General features: G+C 50.5%; 24 protein-coding genes. 4 read left to right on the top strand and 20 right to left on the bottom strand.

What is annotated here, in order from left to right; all coding sequences use genetic code 11:
* The first annotated feature begins 196 nt into the window (after positions 1-196).
* Positions 197-4,429 (top strand): DUF5057 domain-containing protein, encoded by a 4,233-nt coding sequence (locus tag M3194_RS07205; protein ID WP_251652753.1) that lies wholly within the window; start codon positions 197-199, stop codon positions 4,427-4,429.
* A gap of 120 nt (positions 4,430-4,549) precedes the next feature.
* On the opposite strand, the gene M3194_RS07200 is transcribed toward M3194_RS07205, so the two are convergent.
* The 4 genes from M3194_RS07200 to M3194_RS07185 all read right to left on the bottom strand — a co-directional run bounded on the left by M3194_RS07200 (position 4,550) and on the right by M3194_RS07185 (position 8,195).
* Positions 4,550-6,292, bottom strand: a complete 1,743-nt coding sequence (locus tag M3194_RS07200) for a hypothetical protein (RefSeq protein WP_251652752.1) — start codon at positions 6,290-6,292, stop codon at positions 4,550-4,552.
* Positions 6,293-6,304: 12 nt separating this feature from the next.
* On the bottom strand, positions 6,305-6,829 hold the full coding sequence (locus tag M3194_RS07195) for a PulJ/GspJ family protein (protein ID WP_251652751.1): 525 nt from the start codon (positions 6,827-6,829) through the stop codon (positions 6,305-6,307).
* Positions 6,813-7,346, bottom strand: coding sequence for a prepilin-type N-terminal cleavage/methylation domain-containing protein (locus tag M3194_RS07190; RefSeq protein WP_251652750.1), 534 nt, complete (start codon positions 7,344-7,346; stop codon positions 6,813-6,815). Before M3194_RS07190 ends, M3194_RS07195 begins: the two co-directional genes overlap by 17 nt.
* A gap of 222 nt (positions 7,347-7,568) precedes the next feature.
* Positions 7,569-8,195 (bottom strand): O-methyltransferase, encoded by a 627-nt coding sequence (locus M3194_RS07185; protein ID WP_251652749.1) that lies wholly within the window; start codon positions 8,193-8,195, stop codon positions 7,569-7,571.
* 125 nt (positions 8,196-8,320) lie between these two features.
* Between M3194_RS07185 and M3194_RS07180 the strand changes: the two genes are divergently transcribed.
* On the top strand, positions 8,321-9,457 hold the full coding sequence (locus M3194_RS07180) for a THUMP domain-containing class I SAM-dependent RNA methyltransferase (RefSeq protein ID WP_251652748.1): 1,137 nt from the start codon (positions 8,321-8,323) through the stop codon (positions 9,455-9,457).
* 21 nt (positions 9,458-9,478) lie between these two features.
* Positions 9,479-11,545, top strand: coding sequence for an LTA synthase family protein (locus M3194_RS07175; protein WP_251652747.1), 2,067 nt, complete (start codon positions 9,479-9,481; stop codon positions 11,543-11,545).
* Between the two features lie 64 nt (positions 11,546-11,609).
* On the opposite strand, the gene M3194_RS07170 is transcribed toward M3194_RS07175, so the two are convergent.
* From M3194_RS07170 to M3194_RS07125, 11 genes are all read right to left on the bottom strand, one after another.
* Positions 11,610-13,034, bottom strand: a complete 1,425-nt coding sequence (locus M3194_RS07170; protein WP_251652746.1) for a PDZ domain-containing protein — start codon at positions 13,032-13,034, stop codon at positions 11,610-11,612.
* A gap of 95 nt (positions 13,035-13,129) precedes the next feature.
* Positions 13,130-13,432, bottom strand: a complete 303-nt coding sequence (locus tag M3194_RS07165) for an iron-sulfur cluster assembly accessory protein (RefSeq protein ID WP_127496923.1) — start codon at positions 13,430-13,432, stop codon at positions 13,130-13,132.
* A gap of 53 nt (positions 13,433-13,485) precedes the next feature.
* Positions 13,486-13,722, bottom strand: a complete 237-nt coding sequence (locus M3194_RS07160; RefSeq protein WP_091188724.1) for a hypothetical protein — start codon at positions 13,720-13,722, stop codon at positions 13,486-13,488.
* Between the two features lie 74 nt (positions 13,723-13,796).
* Positions 13,797-14,693 carry a M14 family metallopeptidase gene (locus M3194_RS07155; RefSeq protein ID WP_251652745.1) on the bottom strand — a complete coding sequence of 299 codons (897 nt, stop codon included), beginning with the start codon at positions 14,691-14,693 and terminating at the stop codon, positions 13,797-13,799.
* Positions 14,694-14,858: 165 nt separating this feature from the next.
* Complete coding sequence (gene racE / locus M3194_RS07150; RefSeq protein WP_311289941.1) at positions 14,859-15,668, bottom strand: glutamate racemase; 810 nt, start codon at positions 15,666-15,668, stop codon at positions 14,859-14,861.
* Positions 15,669-15,847: 179 nt separating this feature from the next.
* Positions 15,848-16,243: a YtxH domain-containing protein gene (locus M3194_RS07145; protein WP_251652743.1), complete on the bottom strand. Its 396-nt coding sequence runs from the start codon at positions 16,241-16,243 to the stop codon at positions 15,848-15,850.
* 27 nt (positions 16,244-16,270) lie between these two features.
* Positions 16,271-16,732: a DUF948 domain-containing protein gene (locus M3194_RS07140; protein WP_251652742.1), complete on the bottom strand. Its 462-nt coding sequence runs from the start codon at positions 16,730-16,732 to the stop codon at positions 16,271-16,273.
* A gap of 127 nt (positions 16,733-16,859) precedes the next feature.
* Positions 16,860-17,525 carry a helix-turn-helix transcriptional regulator gene (locus M3194_RS07135; protein WP_251652741.1) on the bottom strand — a complete coding sequence of 222 codons (666 nt, stop codon included), beginning with the start codon at positions 17,523-17,525 and terminating at the stop codon, positions 16,860-16,862.
* Positions 17,526-17,574: 49 nt separating this feature from the next.
* Entirely contained in the window at positions 17,575-18,021 is a 447-nt protein-coding gene (locus tag M3194_RS07130; protein WP_251652740.1) for a DUF86 domain-containing protein, read from the bottom strand.
* 3 nt (positions 18,022-18,024) lie between these two features.
* Entirely contained in the window at positions 18,025-18,147 is a 123-nt protein-coding gene (locus tag M3194_RS31215; RefSeq protein WP_281248420.1) for a hypothetical protein, read from the bottom strand.
* A gap of 25 nt (positions 18,148-18,172) precedes the next feature.
* The gene (locus M3194_RS07125; protein ID WP_251652739.1) at positions 18,173-18,460 is read right to left on the bottom strand and encodes a Dabb family protein; all 288 of its coding nucleotides are present in this window, start codon (positions 18,458-18,460) and stop codon (positions 18,173-18,175) included.
* A gap of 110 nt (positions 18,461-18,570) precedes the next feature.
* On the opposite strand from M3194_RS07125, the gene M3194_RS07120 reads away from it, so the two are divergent.
* Positions 18,571-18,834, top strand: coding sequence for a hypothetical protein (locus tag M3194_RS07120; RefSeq protein WP_251652738.1), 264 nt, complete (start codon positions 18,571-18,573; stop codon positions 18,832-18,834).
* 43 nt (positions 18,835-18,877) lie between these two features.
* On the opposite strand, the gene M3194_RS07115 is transcribed toward M3194_RS07120, so the two are convergent.
* From M3194_RS07115 to M3194_RS07095, 5 genes are all read right to left on the bottom strand, one after another.
* Positions 18,878-19,267 carry a cupredoxin domain-containing protein gene (locus M3194_RS07115; protein ID WP_251652737.1) on the bottom strand — a complete coding sequence of 130 codons (390 nt, stop codon included), beginning with the start codon at positions 19,265-19,267 and terminating at the stop codon, positions 18,878-18,880.
* Positions 19,268-19,408: 141 nt separating this feature from the next.
* A complete protein-coding gene (locus tag M3194_RS07110; RefSeq protein ID WP_251652736.1) occupies positions 19,409-19,804 on the bottom strand; it encodes a hypothetical protein in 396 nt (131 codons plus the stop codon).
* Between the two features lie 73 nt (positions 19,805-19,877).
* Positions 19,878-20,273 carry a phage holin family protein gene (locus tag M3194_RS07105; protein ID WP_251652735.1) on the bottom strand — a complete coding sequence of 132 codons (396 nt, stop codon included), beginning with the start codon at positions 20,271-20,273 and terminating at the stop codon, positions 19,878-19,880.
* A gap of 91 nt (positions 20,274-20,364) precedes the next feature.
* On the bottom strand, positions 20,365-21,954 hold the full coding sequence (locus M3194_RS07100; protein WP_251652734.1) for an extracellular solute-binding protein: 1,590 nt from the start codon (positions 21,952-21,954) through the stop codon (positions 20,365-20,367).
* A gap of 14 nt (positions 21,955-21,968) precedes the next feature.
* Positions 21,969-24,332, bottom strand: coding sequence for a helix-turn-helix domain-containing protein (locus tag M3194_RS07095; protein ID WP_251652733.1), 2,364 nt, complete (start codon positions 24,330-24,332; stop codon positions 21,969-21,971).
* Between the last annotated feature and the right edge of the window lie 11 nt (positions 24,333-24,343).

Genomic DNA, 24,343 nt, shown 5'->3' with positions numbered 1-24,343 from the left:
ATTCGTCGAATTATGTGTCAATATGTCAGAGAACATCGAACTGTGCAACCATTTTTTACAAAATTTATAATATTATATATTGCATCCATTGACCTGCTGACTTACACTGATTATAGCTCATTATTACTAGATTTCAAGATTTATTTTAGGTATATTGTACTATGTAAACCAGATGTAAAAACAGGAGGTTGGGACTATGAAAATCGTAAAATTTAAGAAAAGAATTTCCATCACCCTAGTCATTACACTCCTTGCAACGTTATTCGCTTTTATTGGTTTCCCCGTGAAACAAGCTGAAGCAGCGGATACGTTTGACCTGGGTCTTGTGGCACTGAAATCGGTCGAAAAAGGGAACTACGTGAGAGTAACGTCGGACAGCACCTCGGCTTCTGCCAGTTCGGATGACGTTTGGACAGAGGAACTATTTGTCCTTGAAAAGTCCGGCAGCTATTACACTTTAAAGTCCATCAATACGAGAAAATATCTGACAGCGAGCAGCGACAGCAGCAGTTCACTGACTGCAAGCAGCGATACCAATACGAACAATAACCAGAAATTTTCGGTCACATCCAATTCGGACGGAACGGTTTCTTTCTACTCTTTAAGCAAGAACCGATATATGAGTACCACCTCATCAAGCAGCAGTCTGCGTCTTAGCAGCGGTTCCACCATTCAGAGCTCCCAGAAATTCAAGCTTACCTCCTACCGCGATTCTATTCGTATTCTCGAGGTAACCGAATCCGGAACATCGGATCTTTCCTCCATTCTCGGCAGCAGTTCCCCTGTTCCGTTCACCATTCATACATACAGCATGAAGGAATTTGTAGCATCCCGCGATGATTTGGACGGGAAATACGATGCGGTATACATAGGAAAAGGTACATTGGTTGATAAGGACAACAAGACGAAGACACCGTACAATATGTCCTTGTTAGGCACGCAATCTCAAGGCACGACGCAAAGCAACAACCATAATACAAGCAGCATTCAAAACGACATTACGCAGCTTAAAGCCGATGAGATAACGAAAGATTTTATTGGCAAAGGGCTGCCGGTTATCTTTTACAATGATTCTTCCACCAAGAACGGCATTGAATATCAGGCGGATTTAAGCTCAAGCTCGAAAGCCTTGTTGAAGCAAAACTTCCTTCCTTACAAAGATAAACAAAGCACGACAAGCGCTATTTTTGTTGATTCATCCCATATCTCTTCGGCAGCAAACTTTATGAGCAAGACAAATCTGCTCGAGAAAGCCAATATTCGTCCGCAATTGACGGTGACAAGCAAACCAACCGACTATACGGCCAATCAGGCCAGTCAGTACAAGGCGGGAGACAAAATCACCTTTAATTACACGATTGATAACGTAGGGGATATCAGCCAGAAAAATATCGAGGTCAACCTGTACATCAGTACGGACAGTGCCTTGCCCTTTGGTGCCGAGCAGGTCGTAGCTACCAAGCAGGCTGACAGCGCGACGGGAACGATCTCTTACACGCTGCCCAAGGGTTATTCCGGCATTCAATATTGGCGGCTTGAGGCGGTTGATTTCAATACCAAGCTGAAGGATTATGCTTCGGGGGTTTACCGCTTCCAGGATCAAAAGATCAATATCAAGGTTCTTCAGGTTATGCCTACGGACAGCAATGCCAGTACGCTGAAGGATACAAATAATATGAAGGCTTCCTACCTCTCGCCTGCCTCCGGCAATACGAAAGATGCGTATAACATTGCGATTGATGTCATGAATATGACGACCTTTAACAACACGGGTTACACCACTCTGAACGGCAAATACGATATGCTGATATTTGGATTTGGCGACATCTATAACAATAACGCTCCGATCAGCAATAATGCCGCCGCGGCCGTTATTCAATTCATCAACACCGGACAAAGCGTCATGTTTACTCATGATACGATTTATAACAGCAGCAACTCGAACAGCAGCAACTGGCTGAATAAATTCCAGACGATAACCGGTCAGATCGCTCCTAGAACGGATCTTGGCCTTGGCGCTCCGGAATCTTCAACAACAACGGAAAAAGTGAATGACGGTTTGTTAACCCAATTCCCATTCCTGCTAAGCGGCACTACAAATGTCGCCAGCACCCATAACCAGTATTACACGCTTAACCTGGAAGACCGGAGCGTTATCCCTTGGTATAACATGAGCGGCGGCAAACGGACATCCGGCGACAGCTGGAACTCCTACTACACTTATTCGAAGGGGAACGTCACCTACTCGGGCTCCGGACATACAAACAGCCGCTTCCCGGATTGGGAGCAGCAGTTGTTTGTTAACACGATGTACCGGGCATATATCGGCTCCAACCATGCACCTCAGCTGACGGTTAATTCGCCAGTCGAGTACAATTCAACAAGCAATAACTTTATTCCGTCCTACCAGAATATTTTGCTTAACTATCAAGTAGATGACTTTGATCTTGCGGACCGCGAGCTTAAGACATCGGTCAATTTCACTTATAACGGCAAGACTGTCCCGGTTCTGTCAGACAAGACCTTGCTTTCGGGCGGCACTATTAACGAACAAGTTGCCAACCCGCTTCCTAACGGTGGAGATCTCAAGGTCGAAATTACCGCCAAGGATAAAAGCGGAGCCGTAGTCAGCCAGACCATTAATGTCAAAATTGTAAAAGTAGAATCCAATATTGATCTCAGCCGGACGGTCTCGAGCAATGTGACGGATAACCGGGTGCAGACCAATACAACCGCTACATTCACCTATACCGTTACTCCAAAAGCTATTGAGTCGAGCAATGCTTTGCCCGCAGACAAAATGAAGATCACAAATCTATCGTTCAGCGAAACGCTGCCTGCGAAGCTGGAAGTCACAAGTCTTCCGTCCGGCTGGACAAAAAGCGGTACAGCAGCGACCGGCTACACCGTCTCCGGAACGCTTAACCAAATCACGTATACGCTAAGCGGAAGCAGCTATATTGCATCGCCTGTATCCTTCCAGATTGGAGTTAAGCCAACCGCTGACGGCTTGTACCCGCTTCAGAACGCAGTATTATCGTTTAACGATATCGGTCAGCAAACTGCAAGATCGTTGACATTCCCAAGTTATGTTCTGGAGGCTGTAACCAGACTGACGTCGCTTAGTTTAACGAACACAACGCTGCTAGTCGGAGACAGCCGGAGAATGATTCCGACTTATGCACCGGACAATGCAACCTACAGCTCCCGCTTTATTTGGGAATCTGACCGTCCGGACCTTGTTACGGTAGACAGCTCCGGCATCTTGAAAGGCGTAGCAGCCGGGACGGCCAAAATCACCGTAAGAGCAACGGATGGCAGTGGATTAACGGCCACAGCAGCCGTTAACGCCATTGTTCCCGGACTTAATATCGTTGGACAAGACCGTGTCGCTTCAGGAGACACTATTAATCTAACGGGCAATCTGTATACTGCGGACTATGAGAAAATCACTAGCTACCAGTGGAGCATTGTATCCGGAAGCAGCAATATCAGCTTAAGCTCATCGACTAATAATGTTGTTGGCGTCACAGGCAGAAGCGTTGGAACTGCCGCGGTCCGCCTTTCCGTTGGAACCGATCAGAACCGGACCTATACGAAAGATATGACCCTGACGGTATATAAAAAAGTAACTTCAATTGCATTGACCGGCACAACCATGATTGTAGGCTCCACCTATCAGCTTAATCCTGTTGTAAATCCATCAGACGCAACGGATAAATCTATTGCATGGCTGCCGAGCAGCAATTCGAGTGCAGCAACCGTGAACAGCTCCGGACTTGTCACTGCTGTTGGCGTCGGAGAAGCTACCATTACCGTTCAAGCGCAGGACGGAAGCGGAGTGACGGGCAGTGCGGTCATTAAGGTTATTGATCCTGTTCCGCAAATTTCCGGACCAAGCACAATAGACCTTGGAACAAATGGCACTCTCTCCGTCGAATTGAACACGGCAACCGCTGACGAGATCGTTTCTTATGAATGGGCAATTACAGTAGGTACCGATCAAGCAGCCATGAAAGGTTCAACGACCGGCAAATCGTTGACCTTTACCGGTACCAAACCGGGAATTACCAAGATTAAAGTAACGATTCATACGAAGAACGGAAAAACCTATGTTACCGAAAAGGAGATCACCGTCAAAACGGTTACTCTTCGACTCGAGAGCAGTTACCGGATCCAGATAGGCAAAAACAAAGATTTGTTTGCTGCCCTTGCCTCCAGTCCAGCTGCAGGCAAAACCAATATTAAAAGCGATCTTCAGTGGTCGTCGAGCAATACATCGATCGCAACCGTAGACAGTAATGGCCGGGTGACGGGCGTGAAAGCCGGGACCGTAAAGATCACGGTCACCCACAAAAATGATCCGTCTATCAAAGCCGAAACGACCATTATAGTGGAGCGCAGCACTACCAACGGCGAGAAATATTAATTCATTAACGAAAAAGAAGCTGCCCCTAGCCTGAGGCTAACGGGACAGCTTCTTTTTTCTAAGGAAACACTGTTTCAAAAGTCGTATACAATGACTTCTGAAATTATTTCACGCAGTGCTTCATGTTCCTGATGAGGTTAACAGCTGCTTTTTCCCTACGATAACGCTTAGCTTCTTGACGCGGGGCAAGCCTTCGTATTGATTCTCGAAGAAATCATAGTCGTAGTTGATGATGAATCGCGAGTCTTCCTTGGCAAGAGTGCTCTGTTGCTCAAACATAATATCCGAGCCTCCATCAGTGGCCTTGCCCAGAACGGCATTTATCGTTAAATCACCTTTGGAGAAGAAGCCTCCCCTCAGCCAGAAGATCGAACCTACTCCATACAGCTCAGCGTCTTCATCCGTGTAGAAGAAGGCATCAAGTATCTTGGGATTATCTTGTTTATACTCGCCGAAATCCCCAAACGAATCAACCTTGTTAACCAGCACCGGTCCTTTTGAAATCAGGATTAGCTTTTGGCGCTCTCCATCTTTCTGAATACCTTGTATTTGCGCGTCTTCAATGGTTGTACTTCCCAGAGAAAAAATCGTGGAGTCCACCTTAATCGTATCGCTGATAAATACATTGCCAGTAACCAGAATATTCGCCTTTACCACCAGCGGATCGTTGGAATAGTTGGAAATCGTCAAATCTCCGTTTACGATCAGCCACTTATGATAATCCTTCTTGGCAGACTCGGTATAGACCAAGCTTGTGTAATCCAAGCCGTCCAATGTCAAATTGCCGTTATACAGGACAGTACTGGAAAGCGAGTTAAACTGTACGAAATAGGCTTCATACTCCGCAAGAGCTTTATTATAGGCCTCCATGGCTGCGGTATCATCCAAATCCGTAGGCAAGCTTGGCTTAACCGGAGGACCCGAGGTGGTTACCACGCCGCTTCCTGCCCTCAGGACAGCGGAAAGATTGTTGAACCTGCCCGATTCTCCGCTATGCGTCAGGCCGTAATCCACTGCGGCCTTAATGTTGCTCCGATCTACGTTCGTTGCTTCTTCTGCCTTATCGATAAACGACTCCGCTACGTTAATCGAAATGAATTTTGTCTGGTCGCGAAGCTGAATCTTGCTATTGTCCACCCCAAGAATCTGCTGTAAAGTCAGATTCGTTCTGGCGTAGGGCTGATATTTGCCGCTGAGCTTGTCCATTACCCTAATGGAGTCCATGTTCTGAATATAGATGTTGCCCTTTTCAAAATACGGATACTTCGTTTCTTTTGTTTTATTCGGGTCATTGTTATAAACGTATTTCGCGGTGTTATCGATCAGAAACTCGTGACCGGCATAAATATTGCCAAGACCATAGGCAGCACCGTTTATTATGACGTCATTCTCCGAACCAAAAGCATAATTCAGAAAATCCGGATACGCCCCTATCGTAATCTGCTGGGTAAGCTGCCTTTTTACATGGTTGACCACTGCCTCTGCTGTCAGGTTCAGCTTGTAGCTGGTCTGGTCGCCAACGCTTACCTGCTCCGTTGTGATGGCTGTAATTCTTCCGCTGGCTCCCGGCAGATCGGTATGGGTCGTCATATCTTCCAATTCGTCCACACCGGTCTGTATCAGATGCGAGAGCTCCTCGGGAGCGATATCTTCCCTGCCGTCGTACTTCGTGACGAGATAGGAGGCTGCTTCACTTAACGTTTTCTCGGCCAAATGAAGGCTCTGCACGTCATTTTCCCGCGTCTCTGCCCGTGTTGCCCCGCCCAGCGTAGAACTGACAACCGCCGTGCCCAGAATCGTCAGCATCAAGATCATAAACAAGACCATAACCAGCGCGTAACCGCGCTCCTTCACGTTTGGCATGCACCCTTCCCCCTAAAAACCAAATTTGCTTTCCAGAGTCAGCTGCTGATCACGCCCGATGCGATTCTGCTCCAGCACCAGCCGGATCTCGATAAGACCGCTGCTGCATTCGTCGGCGCTTGTCCTGCATGTCAGCTGAATGGCTGAAGCGGATGCCGCGGGTACGGCCTGATCCGGCAGCTCAACAGCCGATCTAGTGTCAACTATCCGGTCCCCGATATGCAGCTGCCTATCTTCGAAAAAAATCCGCAGCTCTTCCTTTGTGCCGTTATCGCGTACCAATATGATTCCATCGTCATCACGCGCTATCGAATCCGGACCATAAGAATACAGCTCCGTAATAATGGAGGACATCAGCAGATCCGCGTCATCGCGCAAGGCATTCTCCGTCTCGATGCGGCTATAGGTCTTGATGCCATATGTAACAACCGAAAAAATAATGCCGGCTACAATCGATAACAAGGTCATTGCCGCAATAAGCTCGACCAAGGTCAAGCCCTTCTCATCCTTACGCCATCTCTTAACGAACTCTCTCACTGGCGATATATCCCTCCACTTCCGCCCGGTTGCGCGCGCTGGCTGTTCCGCCCGCCCTATCTACCCTCACCATGACGGGCAGAAGCTCCTCCGCCATATTCTTCTGATCGGGATCATGAAGCATATCGTTATGCATTTCCCGTTGGTAAATGACGGATATCGTGTACTGCACACCGTTAATATTGGGATTAAGGATCTGCTGCAAGATGGAGGCATCTTCAGCCAATGGGCTGACTAGAGCATCGCAGCCGGAAATCCGGCAGCTGATTGCGGTGTGCGAGGAGTCCGCAAAATAAGCCTGAATCGGTTCAAAGGACTGTTTCTCCATATAAAACAACGCATTGCGAGCCAGATTGACCATCACGGTCTTGCTCTGATTGCCTTTCGCATAAGTAAGTGCATTCGTGAAAAAGGATGTGAGCACCAGACTTACAACCGACAACACAACGAGCGCAGCCAGTACCTCCAACAGGCTGAAGCCCGATTCCTCTGTTCCATTTCGGCTTCTAATCAACATCAGCACCTACGATCCGCAAGCTTTTTTAATAGAGTTGAAACTACTTCCATCTTACTATAATCTAGCTTTATTTTCCATGAAATGTAGTTCTATTTTCATAGATACCAAACAAATAAAATAAGTCGCAAGAACTAAAATTCAAAAATACTCCTTGGCAAGGACAGCACAAAAAAAGGGCAAGCGATACTCCCGCATCGCTTGCCCTTCCGCATCCCCATATGATTATTTCACAATCGCAATCGCCAGACCGTCGTAGCCCGGGAGAACGGTACTCATTAGACGTTCATCGCTCGCAATCTGCTGATTGAAATGACGCACGGCTTTGACCGATGGACCTTCTTTGGCCGGATCCGTTGTACGTCCCCTCAGCAGGATGTTGTCACCGATAATCACTGCGCCCGGATTGGCAAGCGCAATCGCGTGCTCCAGGTAAACCGGGTAGCCTTCCTTATCCGCATCAATAAAGAAGAAATCGAATGTTCTTCCCTCTTCCCGCAGCCTCGCGAGGCTTTCGCGCGCATCTCCAACGATGTATTCGACGGCGTCGCCAAGTCCTGCTTCCGTCATATGCGTGTTGGCTATTTCCGCATATTCCGCTTTAAGCTCTAATGAAGTAAGGAGTCCTCCAGCGGCAAGCCCGCGCGCAATACAGATCCCGCTGTAGCCGCCAAGCGCGCCAATCTCAAGGGCGGTCTTGGCCCCTGACATTGCGGCCAGCATCGTCAGCAGCCTTCCATAACCGTCAGCAATCGATATATCGGGCATGCCGCGCTCGGCAATTCCTTTTTTTGTGCGGACCAGATCCTCATCCTCGCCAAATAGCCCGTCAACATATTGTTCGTCCGTCAATTTACTCTCAACCTCTCTATTTTTACAATTTGTAAAAGCTACCCTGTTTGTCCTATACTTGATTGTATGATTTTGACCGTGTGGATACAACTCATGTTTTCACAGGTAAGGGGAGAATGCAGATAATGACGACGATTAACCTGATCGCTACCGCACCGATGGGACTGGAAGCGGTCGTTGCGCGCGAGCTGAAAAATCTCGGCTACACAGACCTCCAGGTGGAGAACGGACGCGTCCGTTTCACCGGGCAGCCGATTGATATTTGCCGCACGAACTTGTGGCTCCGTACCGCGGGACGGATTCTCGTGAATATGGGCGAATTCAAAGCAACAACCTTCGAGGAGCTGTTCGAAGGAACAAAGGCATTGGAATGGCCGGAATGGATTCCCGAGGACGGAGAATTCCCGGTAAACGGCCGCTCGCAGAAATCGCAGCTTACAAGCGTTCCAGCTTGCCAAAGCATCGTAAAGAAAGCCGTTGTTGAGAAAATGAAGGACCGCTACGGTACCGAATGGTTCCATGAAGACGGCGGACGTTATGTCATTGAGGTTACCCTTATGAATGACATGGCGATGCTTACGCTCGACACAACCGGAGCAGGCCTTCATCAGCGCGGCTACCGTAAAGTATCCACAGAGGCGCCAATCCGCGAAACGATGGCGGCCGCTCTTGTTGATCTCAGCCGCTGGACGCCGGAACGCCCGCTGTATGATCCGTTCTGCGGCTCCGGCACCATTCTGGTCGAAGCTGCGATGATCGCATGGAATATTGCCCCTGGCCTTCGCCGTTCATTTAACGCCGAAGGATGGCCGCTTGTCCCTCACGAGCTGTGGGATGAAGCGCGCGAGGAAGCCTTTGATGCGGTCAAGGATGATATCCCGTTGCAAATTGCAGGCTCCGATATTGACCCTTATGCGATAGAAATTGCGGAAGCCGCGGTTAAAAAAGCCGGATTTGGCAAAGAAATTAAGTTAAAGGTGATGCCGGTTGCAAAGATCAAGCCGGAGGGCGATTACGGGGTTATCATTACGAACCCGCCTTATGGCGAGCGGTTAGGCGATGACAAGGATGCGGAGATGGCCCTGATGCAATTCGGCCGGTCCGCGCTTTATTTGCCGACATGGTCGTTCTTTGCGATCAGTCCTTCTGCAAGCGTGGAGCATTATTTCGGCAAGCCTGCAGACAAGAAGCGGAAGCTGTTTAACGGCCGCATCCAGTGTAACTATTATCAGTTCTTTGGCCCGCTGCCTCCCCGGAAATAACTGAAAGGATTATTAATATTTATGCTAAGTTATACCGAACGACCTAACGCCGCACGCCGCTTGGCGCGTTTCACGCTGGACTGGCTGAACCGCCTGAAGGGCGTCGACGTTTTACTCTTTTTTATTGTCATGCTGCTCAAGCAGCTCTTGTTCAACCGGTTAATTCATGTTCCGAATATGGACATGGACGGTTATGATACCGTTGTTGCGATTGGAACGCTTGGACTTGTCACCTTCTGGACGTTTTGGCTGCCGACACGCGGCCGAATTATAGCTCTCATCGTGCTTGACTTACTGCTATCGTTCATCATGTATGCCGATCTGATCTATTACCGTTACTTCCAGGATTTCATCTCGGTACCCGTGCTTATGCAGGCAAGCCAAGTGGATTCGCTTGGCGAAAGCATCGGGACGCTGTTGCATGCGAAGGATTTTCTGCTGGCAGCCGATTGGCTGCTCATCATTCCGTTCGCCGTTTACGTAATCTGGAAAGGCCGCTCAGATCTTCGCAAAGATTCCTATGAGTATGGCTATTCCTCTCAACGGCGGCCGTCGCTATGGCGCAAAGTCATCATTCGGGTGGCGGTCAGTGCCGCGATCTTTGCGATCGGGATTTCAATGTCGGTTGGAAACGTGAACGAAGCGAAGAAAACATGGGCGCTTGGTCTCTTCGACGGCAACTGGTGGAATGTCTCGCTCTATAACGTAACCGGCATTGTCGGCTTCCATGGCTATGATATGTACCGCTACGCGAAGCTGCATTGGATCGACTCCGAGCAGGCCTCAGCCGAGGAAACGGCGGAGGCGCTGGCCTGGAAGGAAGCACGCGGCGATAACCGCCAAGCGCTGGAGTCCGATCCCACGTTTGGCGAATACAAAGGCAGCAATGTCATTCTCATTCAGATGGAAGCGTTCCAGAACTTCATGATCGGCAAGTCGATCGGAGGCCAGGAAATTACGCCAAATCTGAATAAGCTGGTGAAGGAAAGCGCGTATTTCAGCCAGTTCTATCACCAGACGGCGCAAGGCCGCACCTCGGACGCGGATTTCCTGAGCAACTGCTCGCTGCAGCCGATGATGAGCGGCTCCGTATTTATCCAGTACGCGAATCATCAGTATAACTGCATGAGCAGCACCCTCAAGGACAACGGCTATTCGACAGCCGCTTACCATGCCTATGAGGGCGGGTTCTGGAACCGGAATACGATGTATGCGAATATGGACTATGACACGTTCTATAGCAAAAAGAACTATCAAATCGACGAGCCGGTTGGCTGGTCGCTTGGCGATACTTCTTTCTTCCGCCAGTCGGCCGATATTATCGCCATGCAGCAACAGCCGTTCTATTCATTCATGATTACGCTCTCGAGCCATTATCCGTTTACGATGCCGGAGTCGGAGCAAAAGTTGAATGTCGGCGAACTGGACGGCACTTTAATGGGTGATTATTTGCAGGCTGTCCATTACGTGGATGCTTCCATCGGCACCTTCATCGAACGTTTGAAGGCCGAAGGACTCTGGGACAAAACGATTGTTGCCATGTACGGCGATCATGACAATTCCATTCGGGATTGGAGCTTGTTCGAGACGTTCCTCGGACAGCCGCTTAATGACCTGCAGCGCGAACTGATTCTGAAGCAGGTGCCGTTTATCGTCCATCTGCCGGACGGCAAATATGCCGGCACGCATACAAACGTAGGCGGCCAGCTGGATGTGACGCCAACGATTCTGCATCTGCTTGGCATCTCGACAGCTGACAAGACGCTGCTTGGTCAGCCGCTTATTACGAGCCAGCCGCATAGCAAGCTGGTCGTACAGCGTAACGGTGCCTTCACCGACGGCACCGTCTACTACATGCCTTCCAGCGATAACGTCGCAGGCAATGGGAAGTGCTGGAACATCGCCGCGAATGCGCTGGGCGATGTGCAGAACTGCCTCGGCGCGGTGGAAGACGCGCGCACCGAGCTGTCCATGTCTGATCAAATCGTACAGCACGATTTGATTGCGTCCTTCCGCGCAGCCGCCGTAGAGGCAAGCGCGGACGGCGGCAAGGAAACCGCCGCCGATACAGGCGGCGCGGGCAAGTAGCGCCGCGCCGCAGCAAGAAGGGCTGTCCCCTCCGGTCGTCATGACCTCAGGGGACAGCCCTTTTTTATGCTCGCGGATGAGCCTTCAGCCAATCCAGCACCTCATCAATTGTCTTTACCGGCACGATGTTTAGACCGGGAGCAGCGGCCTTTGCTTCCTCAAGAGAAGCCACCGGCACGAAAAACACATCGGCATCGGTTCGGCTGACGGCGTATGCCTTCTGCGGTATGCCGCCAACAAGGCCAATCGAGCCATCCGGCTCGATCGTACCGGTGCCGGCAACACGCACGCCGTGGGTTACTCCGCCCGGCGTTAACTGGTCAATCAGCGCCAGCGTAAGCATGGCGCCATGGGATGGGCCGCCAATATGCGCGATATAGTGGCGGTACTCAATCTGGCGCGGAATATCCGCATGCCAATCATTCTGTGCCCCGATGCCAAATGCCGCGCGCTTCGGCAGGTCTCCCGCCGCTTCAGCCTCGCCTGTCGGCACCTGAACCTTAACCGTCTCCTGGCCGCGCCGGAGCGTAACCTCAACCCGATCTCCGGGCTTGACCTGATTCACCATATAATCCGTCAGCTCGGTCATATTGCTGATTGACTTGCCGTTTAGTGCAATAATGACATCGCCTGCTTTGATCAGGGATTTGGCCGGAGCATTGTCGGCAATGGCAAGCACTCTGGCTCCGGTCAGTTCAATGCCTTTTCCAATGCCAGCCTTGCCCATCGCGATAGCCCCTGCCACGTCGTCAGCGCCCTGCTTCATCTGCACGACTTCCGAGTAGGATTCCGTTAAAGGAGGCTCATCCTTGCTTCTCTTCTCGAAGCTGTACTTCGGCAGCAGCTTGGCGTAGAGCCAATCCGCCGGAACGGCAATCCGCTCGAACACAAGCACCCCGCTGATGCTGCCCTCCGGCTTCCCTCCGTCCACATGCGCATACCGGTTCATCGCCATCGTAAGACCTGGATAAGTGACATTATAGTTCGTCGGATAAGCCAGGCAGCCAAATAGAGCAGCCGTCACCAGCAGCCATGCCAAGCTTCGCCAAGGCCATCGGAGTCCTCCGCCTGTACCAACAAGCCGGCGATAAACCGTGTCGCTCCAGATCAGATCGGCAAACAGCAGAAGGAGAGCAACCCCAAGCACGCCAAGCCCGATGATGAGCTCATCCGGCTTCATGAGCAGGAACAAGAGTCCAGCTGCGCTTACCGCTAACAGCAGCCCGCGAATGAGCAGCAGCATCCAGCTTCGTCTTGGCCTGCCGTAAGAACCGCGATCACTCCATAACCGCCTGATCCCAGTCAGGGCTCCGAATCCCCAGAACAACGGTATAATCGCAAGCCCGTACAGCAGTTCGTCGATCATATCAATCCAGAGCATCCCGGAGGAAGTCCGCAGCGGTGCAGGGAGCCAGATCAGCTCCGCTGCCAGGACAAATAATAAGACAATAATCATCCCGAAGAGATAATAACGAGCATGGCGAATCATCCGCAAACACCAACTTCCCTGACTGATAACATTCAAAAAAAAGACCCAACATCTGATGTTGAGTCTTTCCATTCCGAGCCTATCTATTCCTGCTCTTAATGATCGCCGCTGTTGCCTTTGGACGGATTCGTTACCGCAAAGCCTTCTTCCGGCACGTAGAAGTAATCGATGCGTACGCCGTCGAGGAATTCGTTGTCCTTCTCGAGAATTACATCGATTTCTTTGTCGGTCGATACAACGACATCCTTCTCGTTAGGCTCGTCAATCGCCATCCCGTAATGGGCATGATCGCCATGCGAATGCGTCACGTATACGCGAAGCTTCTTGCCTTCGTTCTCAGGCTTGTCCAATTCCAATTTCAGTACTTTTGCTGCGTTACGCGTAATTTTGACATTCATGTCCTGTCCACTCCTTATAAAATTAGCTTAAATATACGGTCGTTTGGTTAACATTACCTGATCCTATTATACTTCTTCTCCATTCTCCGGGCAAACCATTCGGCAAGCAGCATCGTTACCGCGATATCGTCAACCGGAACAAAAGGGAGCGCGTCCGGCAGTACCCAATATAGAATAACCGGAACAAGAAATAATAATTTGTCAGTAATAGCAACATCTCGTGAGATGATCAGCTTATAGATCCGGACAAATGTGCTCTTCCAATGCCGAAGCGATAACCATTTACGCATGAGGCACACCACCTTCAATAGCTTTTGCCGAACATTATAGCATAGGTGTGCCTTGGAAGCATCTTTTCAGCCGATCAGCGGTGCAGCCGCAAAAACTCGGTTAGCAATGGTCCAATCTTGGAATAAATGGAATCGAACTCTTCGGAAGGCAGAGGATTCACGCCGTATCCCGCTTCAACGGTGAAGCCCGGCCGCCGGAACCGCTGAATGAACCAATCCTTATACCCGGCATCGCTTCCGGTCAGCTTCACCGGCTTGTAGCCGCTGGCCCGGCCAAGCCGGTCTGCAAGTTCTTCAGCCTGCTCCGGCTCATACTCCCGGTAGTTCCAGTAAATCTCCTCGCCTTGCGTATGCAGAGCAAGAACGGAGTCGAATTGCAGCGTCTGCGTCAGGCGGGCAAGCGCCTGCGCTTCAGGCTCGCTTAATGGAAAGGGACCGGGAAAATCGCGGGGACCCGGCCCCTCCATCCCTCTGCGAAGCCGCTCCTCCTCCCAATGGGCAGGAAATTGATCATTTAAGTCCACTCCGCGTATATTGGCTTTCCATTGGTCAAACCGCCCGGAGCCTTTGTTCCATGCAAGCAGCTGCTGCCGGAACGGATTATCCGCGTCGATGCCTTCCAGCGCAAGCTGAACCCCGTCCGGGTTCACCATTGGAACGATCCATAATTCAGCCTCCCGGTATAGCTGGCATGCCCGTTCCCCGAACAGAACGCCATCCCTTGCGCATGCTTCGCCCCATTCCTCTACAAATCTCATCAGCAGTGGAGTTGTAATCCATTCATTCGCATGGAAGGAACCGTTCATATGAATACGCTTGGCGCCTTCCCCGCATTTGAGCGCTACAATCGGCCTGCCAAGCACGCTATGTCCTATCACATATCCCCGGACAAAAGGATAAGCCCGCATCAGCCTGTCGCAATCCGCCACCATTTCCCTGTACCCGTATTGCCCGTTCACCAACTCTGTCATGCCCGCGTTCCTCCTTGATATCCCGTACATTGGATGTAACCTTTTATCATGCTATTCAAGGGAAGAGCACCGCATTCCAGGACCAAGGCTTGCAAAGCGCGTAAAACGAGAAAAGCTGCCCCTCTCGCCTCGAAAGGCGATTCAGGACAGCCATTATTTCATTTGTTACCCGATCTGCGGCACTTGCCATACGACCGGTGTCAGTTCAATTTGTTCTCCAAGCCATTGCTGGGCAATCGACTTGAATATAAGAGGATCGCCGCTGCAGAAGAATTGATGGACCGGCAATACTTCACCGCGAGACAGCCTCTCTTGGTCTTGAAGAATCGTGCTGACTTCTCGGGCTGTCTCATCAGCTGAGCTGATCAGGTTAATGCTGGGACCAATAACCTCCTGAATGACTTCGGAGAGGAACGGATAATGGGTACAGCCCAGAATCAAGCTGTCCATCGGAAATTTGCGAAGATGTCCAATCGATCTGCGGATCGCCTCATAGGTCTCGAAGGAACGGAAATTCCCTTTCTCCACCAGCGGAACAAATAGAGGGCAAGCTTCGCTAATGACATGCACATGCGGGGAAATTTCCCGCAAAGCATCCTCGTAAGCGCCGCTGTTGATCGTTCCTTCCGTGCCGATGACGCCAATGCAGCCAGTAAGCGAACGGCCAATCGCCGCTCTTGCACCTGGCTTAATCACACCCACAACCGGTATGTTGACCATTTCGCGAATATCCTCTAAAGCAAATGCGGTAGCGGTATTACAAGCTATAACTATCATTTTAGGACGAAATTGAATGAGATAATCTACGATTTCACGCGTAAAACGAGTCACTTCCTCCGGATCGCGGGGACCGTAAGGAGCTCTGGCTGTGTCGCCAAAATAAACGATTCTCTCACGCGGCAGCTGGCGCATGACCTCTCTGGCGACGGTGAGGCCGCCTACGCCTGAGTCTAGTATCGCAATCGGTTGCTGCACAAACACACCGCTTTCTTGAACTTTGTTGTAAAGGGGACCTTAAAGCTTCAATACTATATGAAACCAGGTACAAAAACGTACCTACAACATCTTATCTCAATTGCGGACAAGGTTCAAGGAAATCGCTGGCTTCTGTCGATGATGCAGCAACCGACTTCGATACGTTACGTAAACCTTGATTAGTTGATTGTTTGAAGCTCTTTCGCGTCCTCGAATACCTCTTCGACCTTATCTTCGAAAGCCTCCGTCACTTCATCCGTTACTTCGTCAACTGCACCGGCCAGTTCAGCGCGGCGCTGCTTCACGCTTGATACAGCCGCTCCGGCTGCAGCTTTGGCCGTATCGGCAAGCTCAGTTGCCTGATTGCCGATTTGTTTCGCGATTCTTACCGTTGTATCCGATACTTGCCCAGCCGCTCTTGCCGTTTGCTCCTGCACTCTTCTCGCTCCGTCCGAAATATCCTGGCGCAGCTCCTTGCCCGCTTTAGGCGCAAACAACAACGCCGTTACCGAACCAATGATGCCACCTGCTATTGCGCCAAACAGAAACCCTTTTGTTTGTTTACCTCTTGCCATGTCAAAATCGCTCCCTTCAAATTAGAACTATTCGCCCTGCCCGTTGTTGGAGGGTTCATAACGTTTACGGTTAGTCTGCCATTGCTGCCAGAAAGCCATACCAAGCTCCATCCATTCCAGCATGGAGCTCGCTTGCCGCTCGGCCGCCGCGCTTTCCGCATGTTTCACTGCGGACTGCGAAATGACGCTGGACACTCGATGGATTGCGGTCGTTGTATGCCCGATCGTATCCCCGATCTCGCCGACCGCTTCAAACAGCCGGTTCGCCTGCTGCAGCTGATGATGAGCGGTCTGGACGGTTTGCTGGGCCGAATCCGCGAATGCTCCCATTTTACCCGAAGTTTGCTTCAGATCCGCCTGCATCGCCTCCGCCGAGAGCTGCAGCTTTGCCAGCCTGACAAGAGCGGTACGAACGCCAATCAAGAGGCCAGCAGCAAGAATAACAAAGGTGATTGCCGCAATCAGCGCACTCCATTCCATAACCGTCATGAACATTCCCTCCTTTTGTCAAAGCGGGCGAATGCCCATTTCGTATTGCCATTATAAGCAGCATGGGCTTGACCTGACACAACAGGCACAAATAAAAAAAGCTAACGGTCCGTTAAGAACCGTTAGCTTAATGACTCGTTCCAATGAGATAGCTGCATCTTCCCCCGCCCTTGGCGAGGCATTCCGTCCGCTCCACCTTCGTTTGCAGCAAGGATTCGAACAAGGACAGCTCGCAGCTGCATGCCTGCTCGTATTTACCCGCTACTTGCGCAATCGGGCAATTATATTCATGGAGAACGTATTGACCGTTATCCTTGTCTTCCACCTTCGCCATATAACCGCCGGCATTCTGAATGACTTCAAGCTCCATGACCTTCTGTGCCAGATTCTTGCCGGTCATTCGCGGTTCATACCGGTCTAGCAGCTTCTTCTGACGGCCCTCGAACATCCGGGTAATCAGTCCCGCCGTCTCCGGGTCCTCCGCAAGCTCTTCAAGAAGATCAAGCGCAAGCAAATTGTAATTCTTGGGAAACCGGTCATCGGCAAGCCTCGTCAGCTCATAAGCATGAACGGGCCGCCCCATGGCCTGCTTAACGGAGACTACGCTGATGCTGCCCTCACGCTCCAGCGCATACATATGCCGCCTAACCGCCATTTCGGTTAAACCAAGCTCGCCGGACAGCTGCCCTGCACTTAACCGTCCGTTTGTCTTCAACAAAAGCAGGATTCGGCCCCGTGTCGTCCCTTCCACGCTGCGGGATTCCGTCTCCATCACACGCTGTTTCTCCAGCATCAACCCATCACCACCTTCGCAGGCATTGTTAGGGTCATTGTATCGTATTTCAATCTTTTCGTAAATCGGATTCGTTCGGCAGCTCGTGCTCCAAATACTTCTGGACAGACTCGCCAAACAGACGCAGCTGCCCCGGGAGATCGCGCGTCATCGGATGAAGCTCTTCCCTTGGCCAGCTGTAATAATCCTGGACCAGCGGTTTGCGGAGCTTGACCAGCTCAATCAAGAATGGCAGCATCTCCTCGGGGAATGCCCCGGCTTCACCCGTTATTTCAACAATATCCTCATAGCTGCTCGCGTCCCTCAGAATAAATCCGTCAATCAGGTAACTGCCAACATCCGTAACGGTCTCAATCGCGAGATGTATAGCTCTCTCCTGCGCCAAGCCTTCGAGCAAAGTGCCCTTCCAGTTTGAACCCAGCTCTTCGAGTGCCGCCGCAACATCCGGGATGCTGTTAAGTCTGACCGCTATTTGCTCTTGATTTACATAATACATACCTTATTCGCCCGCTTTCAGCCTTGCTTTCTTCTTTTTCCCTTTTCGTTTGAGCCATGCCACCATCACAACGCTGCTGATGAGGATGATGATCAGATAAGTCATAATTTCAAAGACGTCTCCCATGAACGGTCCGCGCTCCCTTGCCGAATTAGCTTACGAAGTCAACAGCGACAGAAGCCTCGCGAACTTCGTTCATATGGTCAATTACCTTTTTATGTACAGGGTGAACCTGATACGCTTCGAGCGCCTCAAGCGACTCGAACTTCGTAATAAGCGCGATATCATAAGAGCGTGCCGAATGGATAACGTCAAGTCCAACCTCGATCGATTTCAGTTCATCAATCTTGCCTTCCATATCACGCAATACTTGTGCCGTGCGCTCCACGCTATCCGCGCTTCCGTCTTTCAGCTTGAACAATACGATATGCGTAACCATAAATGAACAATGCTCCCTTCAACTTGTCGAATGACAAATATCCTTTTGTCACATAATAACCCAAGCAGTCGCATTACGGCAACATTAGCCTGAGAAAGGATCGGTACGTTATGCGCTTTCCCGTTATGTTTGTAGCTACCCTCATAGGACTTGCACTATGTGTCTATAATTCAACCGGTTACGACCCGCATAATTTCGTGTTTTTTATGTTCAGCCCTCCGGCATGGCTCGTGGATTTGTTTGTTGACATCCACGATGTCAACGTACTTCTGATGTATATTCTAACGGTGGCCGCCTGGGCATTCCTCGGATTCATAGCCGACAAATTGATTGAGCGCGGAAGAAGCAATGACCGCGATCGCAGCAGAGCCTGATACAAATCGAAAGAGGAGCCCCTGGGCTCCTCTTCTCTTGTTATTATGCTGCTTCAACGATCAGCTTCGTTTTCATTTCGGCATGGCCAACACCGCATGGTACGGAGCAATGGATCTCATATTCACCCGGCTTGTCAAACTCCAGGTTTGTTTCAAGGTTGTCACCTTCCAGATCAACGTTCAGCGCGTCGATCTTCAAACCGTGGATACCGCTTTTATTTTGCAGCTTCAGGATAACTTTATCGCCGACTTTAACTTTGTACTCTGCTTCGCTGAAAGTAAAGTCGCTGTTCGCCTCAACCTTAACCAATACAGTGCCTTCAGGAAGTGAAGCGGATTCGTCTACCGGCTTGGCTGGGAGGCCGAAAGTCAGCAAATATACTCCCAGAAGAGAGGCCGCTGATAATAGTACGAACATGATCCATTTGTGCATTGCTACGTGCTCCCCTTTGCGATCTTAAGTGTTTAATTTAATTCTTATATTACATAAGATCGTCCGAAGTTCTCAACCTTAAACTGCAGAATCAGGAAAAGTTTTTTCCCGAATATGACAAAACAATGAACTTTTTGTGACTTATCCTTTAAAAAATTGCTTGATCACCTGCTCGGATTCCGCCTTCAAATAAGTCCATAGCAGGAAACAGCGGTGATGGGTGCCGCGGCATATGTAGACCGTCTCAAGTCCGTCCTTCAATCGTCGTTCTTCCATTAGCTTGATGCCCGTCTTCCTGAACTGCAGGCGCAGTGAAGCCTGCTCCAGCAGCACCCTGTCCTGTATGCCCCGCAGCAGCGATTCATACAGCCTAGGCAGCTTTATTGAGCCCGTCCCCATCACCCCTATATCATGATCCAATATGAGCATCACAATTCCAAGGAGGATATAGCGCTGCACCAGCGCTGTATCCTCATCCGTCAAATAGGCCGGAGCCCCATGCTCCCTCACCTGCACATCAGCATACCGGATAGCCATTGCTATCGCCTCCTATAAATCGAACACTTGTTCTCATTATAGCGAAGACACCGTGTTCGGCGCAACCCTATTCTTACTTCCCTTTTTCCTTCAGCACTTCAATGATTTTGCGTAATCGGTCAGGAAGCGGAAGACCTATCCGGCCATAGTTCTCTATAATGGAAATGATCTCATTTGCGATATAGAAATAAATAGCCGCTCCCATAGTTACATTACCCAATTCAAGCAAAATATCAACACGATGTGCAAGAAGAATGACGAGAAGCATCATCCCTTTGCGCGCAAGCCCCCAGGCTCCAAAAAAGCTGTTCAATCCTCTCCCTTCTTTAATTGACGCGGTTATGCCAGAAACATAGTCTATTCCCATCGCTACAACCAATAATGTCAAAGATTCCATCCATCCGCCGAATGCAAACGTAATCACGGAGCCGATAATTCCGCTGACCGAGCAAACCATGACTAACTGCAACTCTCGCCACCCCTTTCTGCCTTAAATCTCTCTATCTTATGCACATAAGGGGCGCGATGCTTGTTTACTTGTATACATTCTATCAAATGGGCTAATCCGCGTTATAGCGGTCAACTGCGGCCTTCTGGATCGCAATCGCCCGGTCGATGTTCAGCGCTTTGAACTTGGCCACGTAATCCTCGAAGGAATCAAGAGGATCAATTCCAAGAATGATCCTCAATGACATTTCATCGACAAGCGTTGTGACATCCTGCATAATAGCCGAGAACTCCGCGCTTTCCCTCTCCGTCTTCTGAACCGGCGGCAGCATGTAGGTCTCCGCATCGGTATCGGACCAGATGTCCACCGCGTCCTTCTGCTCCTGCAGCATATAATATTGCTCCATGTAAGCTACATCCTGGACGAACGGTCCAAAATAGCTTGCTCTGCTGTACATCGCAATCGCCTGCGACGGGGCAAGCTTATCGGGATTGTGCAGAATCAGATCGGTATAGGTCGGCTTGCCGTCCTTCATGGTATAACTCACGCCTTCCATGCCAAAGTTGAACAGAAGATGGCCCTCTTCTCCATAGCCGTAATCCAGCATGCGCACGGCTTCTACGGCATGACTGCTCTTCGCGGAGATCGCGACACCCCCGCTGCTCATATAAGGATTTACCCGCTGGCCGAACATCGGCCTTTCCCCCGCATGGAGCACCGGATATGGCGCGGCTATAAACTCGGCCTTCGGATCCTTCTCCTTGAGCAGCGGCAGCCAGGTGCCGATCCCGGAGCCCGCATTCCAAATGCTTGCGCCGCTTCTTCCCGACATCATGCTGGAATCAATCGTCCGGGTATCCACCGTTGCGATGTTGCGGTCTATCAACCCTTCCGCATACCATTCCTGGAACAAGGAAAGAAACTGTTTATAACCTGGCTCGATTGGTCCGAACTTAACCTGTCCGTTTTTCAAATAGAAGCCCTTTTTCACGCCAAACGCCCCGACGAAGGCACCATTCTCGACCCCAAACAAGGGGCTGGGCGTACTGAGGAACGTTAAAGGCGCTTTTACTCCTTTTTTCTCCTTGAATGTCTTAAGCACCGTATACCAGTCGCCGATCGTCACCGGGACTGGCAGTTCAAGCTCCTCCAGCCAATCCTTGCGGATGATTGGACCTTGATACGTGCGCAACTTGGCATCCCCTTGAATGAAGGGGAACACATAGTAACTGCCATCCGCTGTCTTGATCTGCTTATCGATATCCGGATGCTCGCTCAAGTACCGCTTCAGATTAGGCGCATACTGATCAATCAGATCATTTAGCCTTAGAATGTAACCGTCTTTTATCGCTTTCTCCGGACCCCCGGGGAAGGTTGCCCATTCATATTCGATCATATCCGGCAGCTCGCCCGACGCCAGCATCACATTTAAAGCCTGCTTCGCCTGATTGGAGGGCGGCTGAATGAACCGCAGGTTGACGCCGGTGCGCTTCTGCCATTCCTGGAAGAATGGAACGTCCTGGAAGCGCGGTTTCACGCTAGCCGCATTGCCGTTCAGCTCTGCCCAATAGGTGAGCGTATCGCCTGATGCTGTTGGAGACTTCCCGGCTTGGCCGGCATGATTATCCGACTTGCAGCCTGCCAGGCAGCCAATCGTTAAAGCGGCGATCAGGAGGATCGTAATTATGCGATAGTTCTTCATTAAGCCCGTTCCCCCTAATTCATTTCCTTGTATTTGCCAGGCGTAATGCCTTCATATTTCTTGAATACCCGGATGAATGTTGCCGCATCGTTATAGCCTACTGCCTTCGATGCTTCATTCACGGATTCCTGGCGCTCCGTCATTCGCTGCTTGGCTTGAAGGATCCGGTATTTATGCAGATAGTCGAGCAGCCCTTCTCCCGTCTGCGTCTTAAACAGCTTGGACAGATAGCTGCCCTTCAGATCAAAGTGCTCGCCAATTGTATTCACGTTCATGTTGGAATCGCCGTAATTCGCCTCGATATAGCCGGCAACACGGGCTGACAGATCGCGGATCGACTCCGCTCGTTCATGCGTCATATTGGTTTCCAGCCTTGTAGAGGCGAAAGCGCATACATCCTTCAGCAAAGAATGGAGCTCCTGCCGCATCTCCTGAACGGTATCGCAAGCCATAATCCTGTCCATCCAATTCGGATTATCGTTCAGAACGCTGCCTTTGCCGTCGCCTAGTTCATTAATCGCCTTCACCATGGTGCCAGCCATATTAAACATGAAGCATTTGGCCAGCGTTAAGTTCATCATCGGCTGCCGGAAGTTCCGCTCCGTTATCTCCTGCATAAAAGCAGAGGCTTGATCGAAATCGCCGATCTTAATCAGGTTGATCAGCTGCTGCTCGGCCTGCAGGGGATAATAATAGCCGAACTGCACCGCATCCGACGGTGCCTTGCGGATATCGTCATACGTAATGATGCCTTTTTTGCCGAGCACCATTTTGTACTCCATGGCATCCACCGCTTCGCTATAGGCAGCTGCAATACCTGGAAGCGTACTATGCCTGCCGCTGATCGCCACCGTCAAATCCAGATCATAACGCTTCAGGAAGCGCTGCGCCTCTGTCGCGATCCCATGCAGCTCTTTCTTGTAATCCTCCTCCGTAACGCTCTCACAGGTCAAATTCACAAGGCAGGCCATCATGTCATCCACCTCGGACACGTATCCCGCATGACCGTAACGTCCGGCAAGCTCCTCCACGACATTGCTGATAATGAATTGCAGGAATCTTCTCCGTTCGTTACCGTCGATGCCCGGCAGCTTCTCGTAAAGGCTTTCATCATTCTCGATTACAAATAAGATAACGGCGTAATCATCCGAAATCTGTTCCATGCGATACGTCTTGAACGCTTCCTCGTACGGGATAGGCGAATCCAGACGTCCCTTCAGCAGCCTGCTCAGCATATTCGACCGCAGCACATGATGATGCATCTGAAGCTGCATCGCAATATTATCCTTCTCGTTCCTCGCCTTGCTGACCGCCCGCTGAATGAAGTTCAGCTCATTCCATTCCGTATGCTCCTCGGTGCTATTCTTGTCCGTCAGCGACTGGACAAGCTGCTGAATCGGCGAATAGTTGCGGCGCATAAAGAACCAGGTGAGCACGCCCGCTCCCATGACGCTGATCAATATGCTGACTAACGTAAGCTTGCGTACATATTCCGCCTTCTGCCAGTAGATGCTGCTTGGAATAACAAGCGCATACTTGAGATCCGATACGGACGATTGCAGGTAAAAGATTTCCGAGTCTCCATACTTCATCGAAGTCGGCATCTCCTCGCCGCCGCTTCGCACCTTTTGCAGCACAACCTCTTCGCCTTGCTTCTTCGGCAGATTGGACAGCAGCACTTCATTGCTGCGGTTCAGGATCAATACATATCCGCCGCTAAAGCCCGAAATGCTCTTGATCGCATTCTGGAATCTGGCCAAATCCGTCATCACGACAACCGTTCCGGCTTGCCTGCCGTTCAAATCCTTCGGCAAATGAGTAATATAGGCAATCGAGGATTGAGTAGCTCCGGCTTCCGTAAGTGGCATCAGGGTAAATTGATTATGCTCCGAATTCTCGACGGCATTCTGCCAGTCGTTATATTTCATCCGCCCCGTATCGTGAAGGGTCTCAAAAGCCGTCTTCATATCCCGGACATTGCCGGAGCGCAATACCGCATGCTCCCGCTCCCATGTCACATAGAATTCATCGATAGATGCATAAGAGGTCTGATAGGTTTGAAATTCCTTCACAAGCTGATAAGCGTCAAATTGCGCATCCGCCTCCGACCTGCTCGAATACATCAGGGTCTGAAGCCGCGCATTCCAGGTCAGCTCCATCGTCAGCCTTTTCATCTGATCTACCTGATTGTCGATTGTATATCCGACCTGCTTAAGCAGCGAGTCGTTGGCGCGGTGAATCTCGCTCCGAAGCGCCGCACCCGACTGCGAATATACAATTAAGCTAATTAGAATCGGTACGAATAATACCGCGCAATAGGAGATGAGCCATGTCACGATAATGCTCTTCCGTTTCTGCCATATGGATCGAATATTCAAGCCAAGATCTC

It is taken from the genome of Paenibacillus glycanilyticus, assembly GCF_023715145.1.
Lineage (GTDB): Bacteria > Bacillota > Bacilli > Paenibacillales > Paenibacillaceae > Pristimantibacillus > Pristimantibacillus glycanilyticus_A.
The sequence above is the reverse complement of the archived record's forward strand: the minus strand, read 5'-3'. Positions and strand labels throughout refer to the sequence as shown.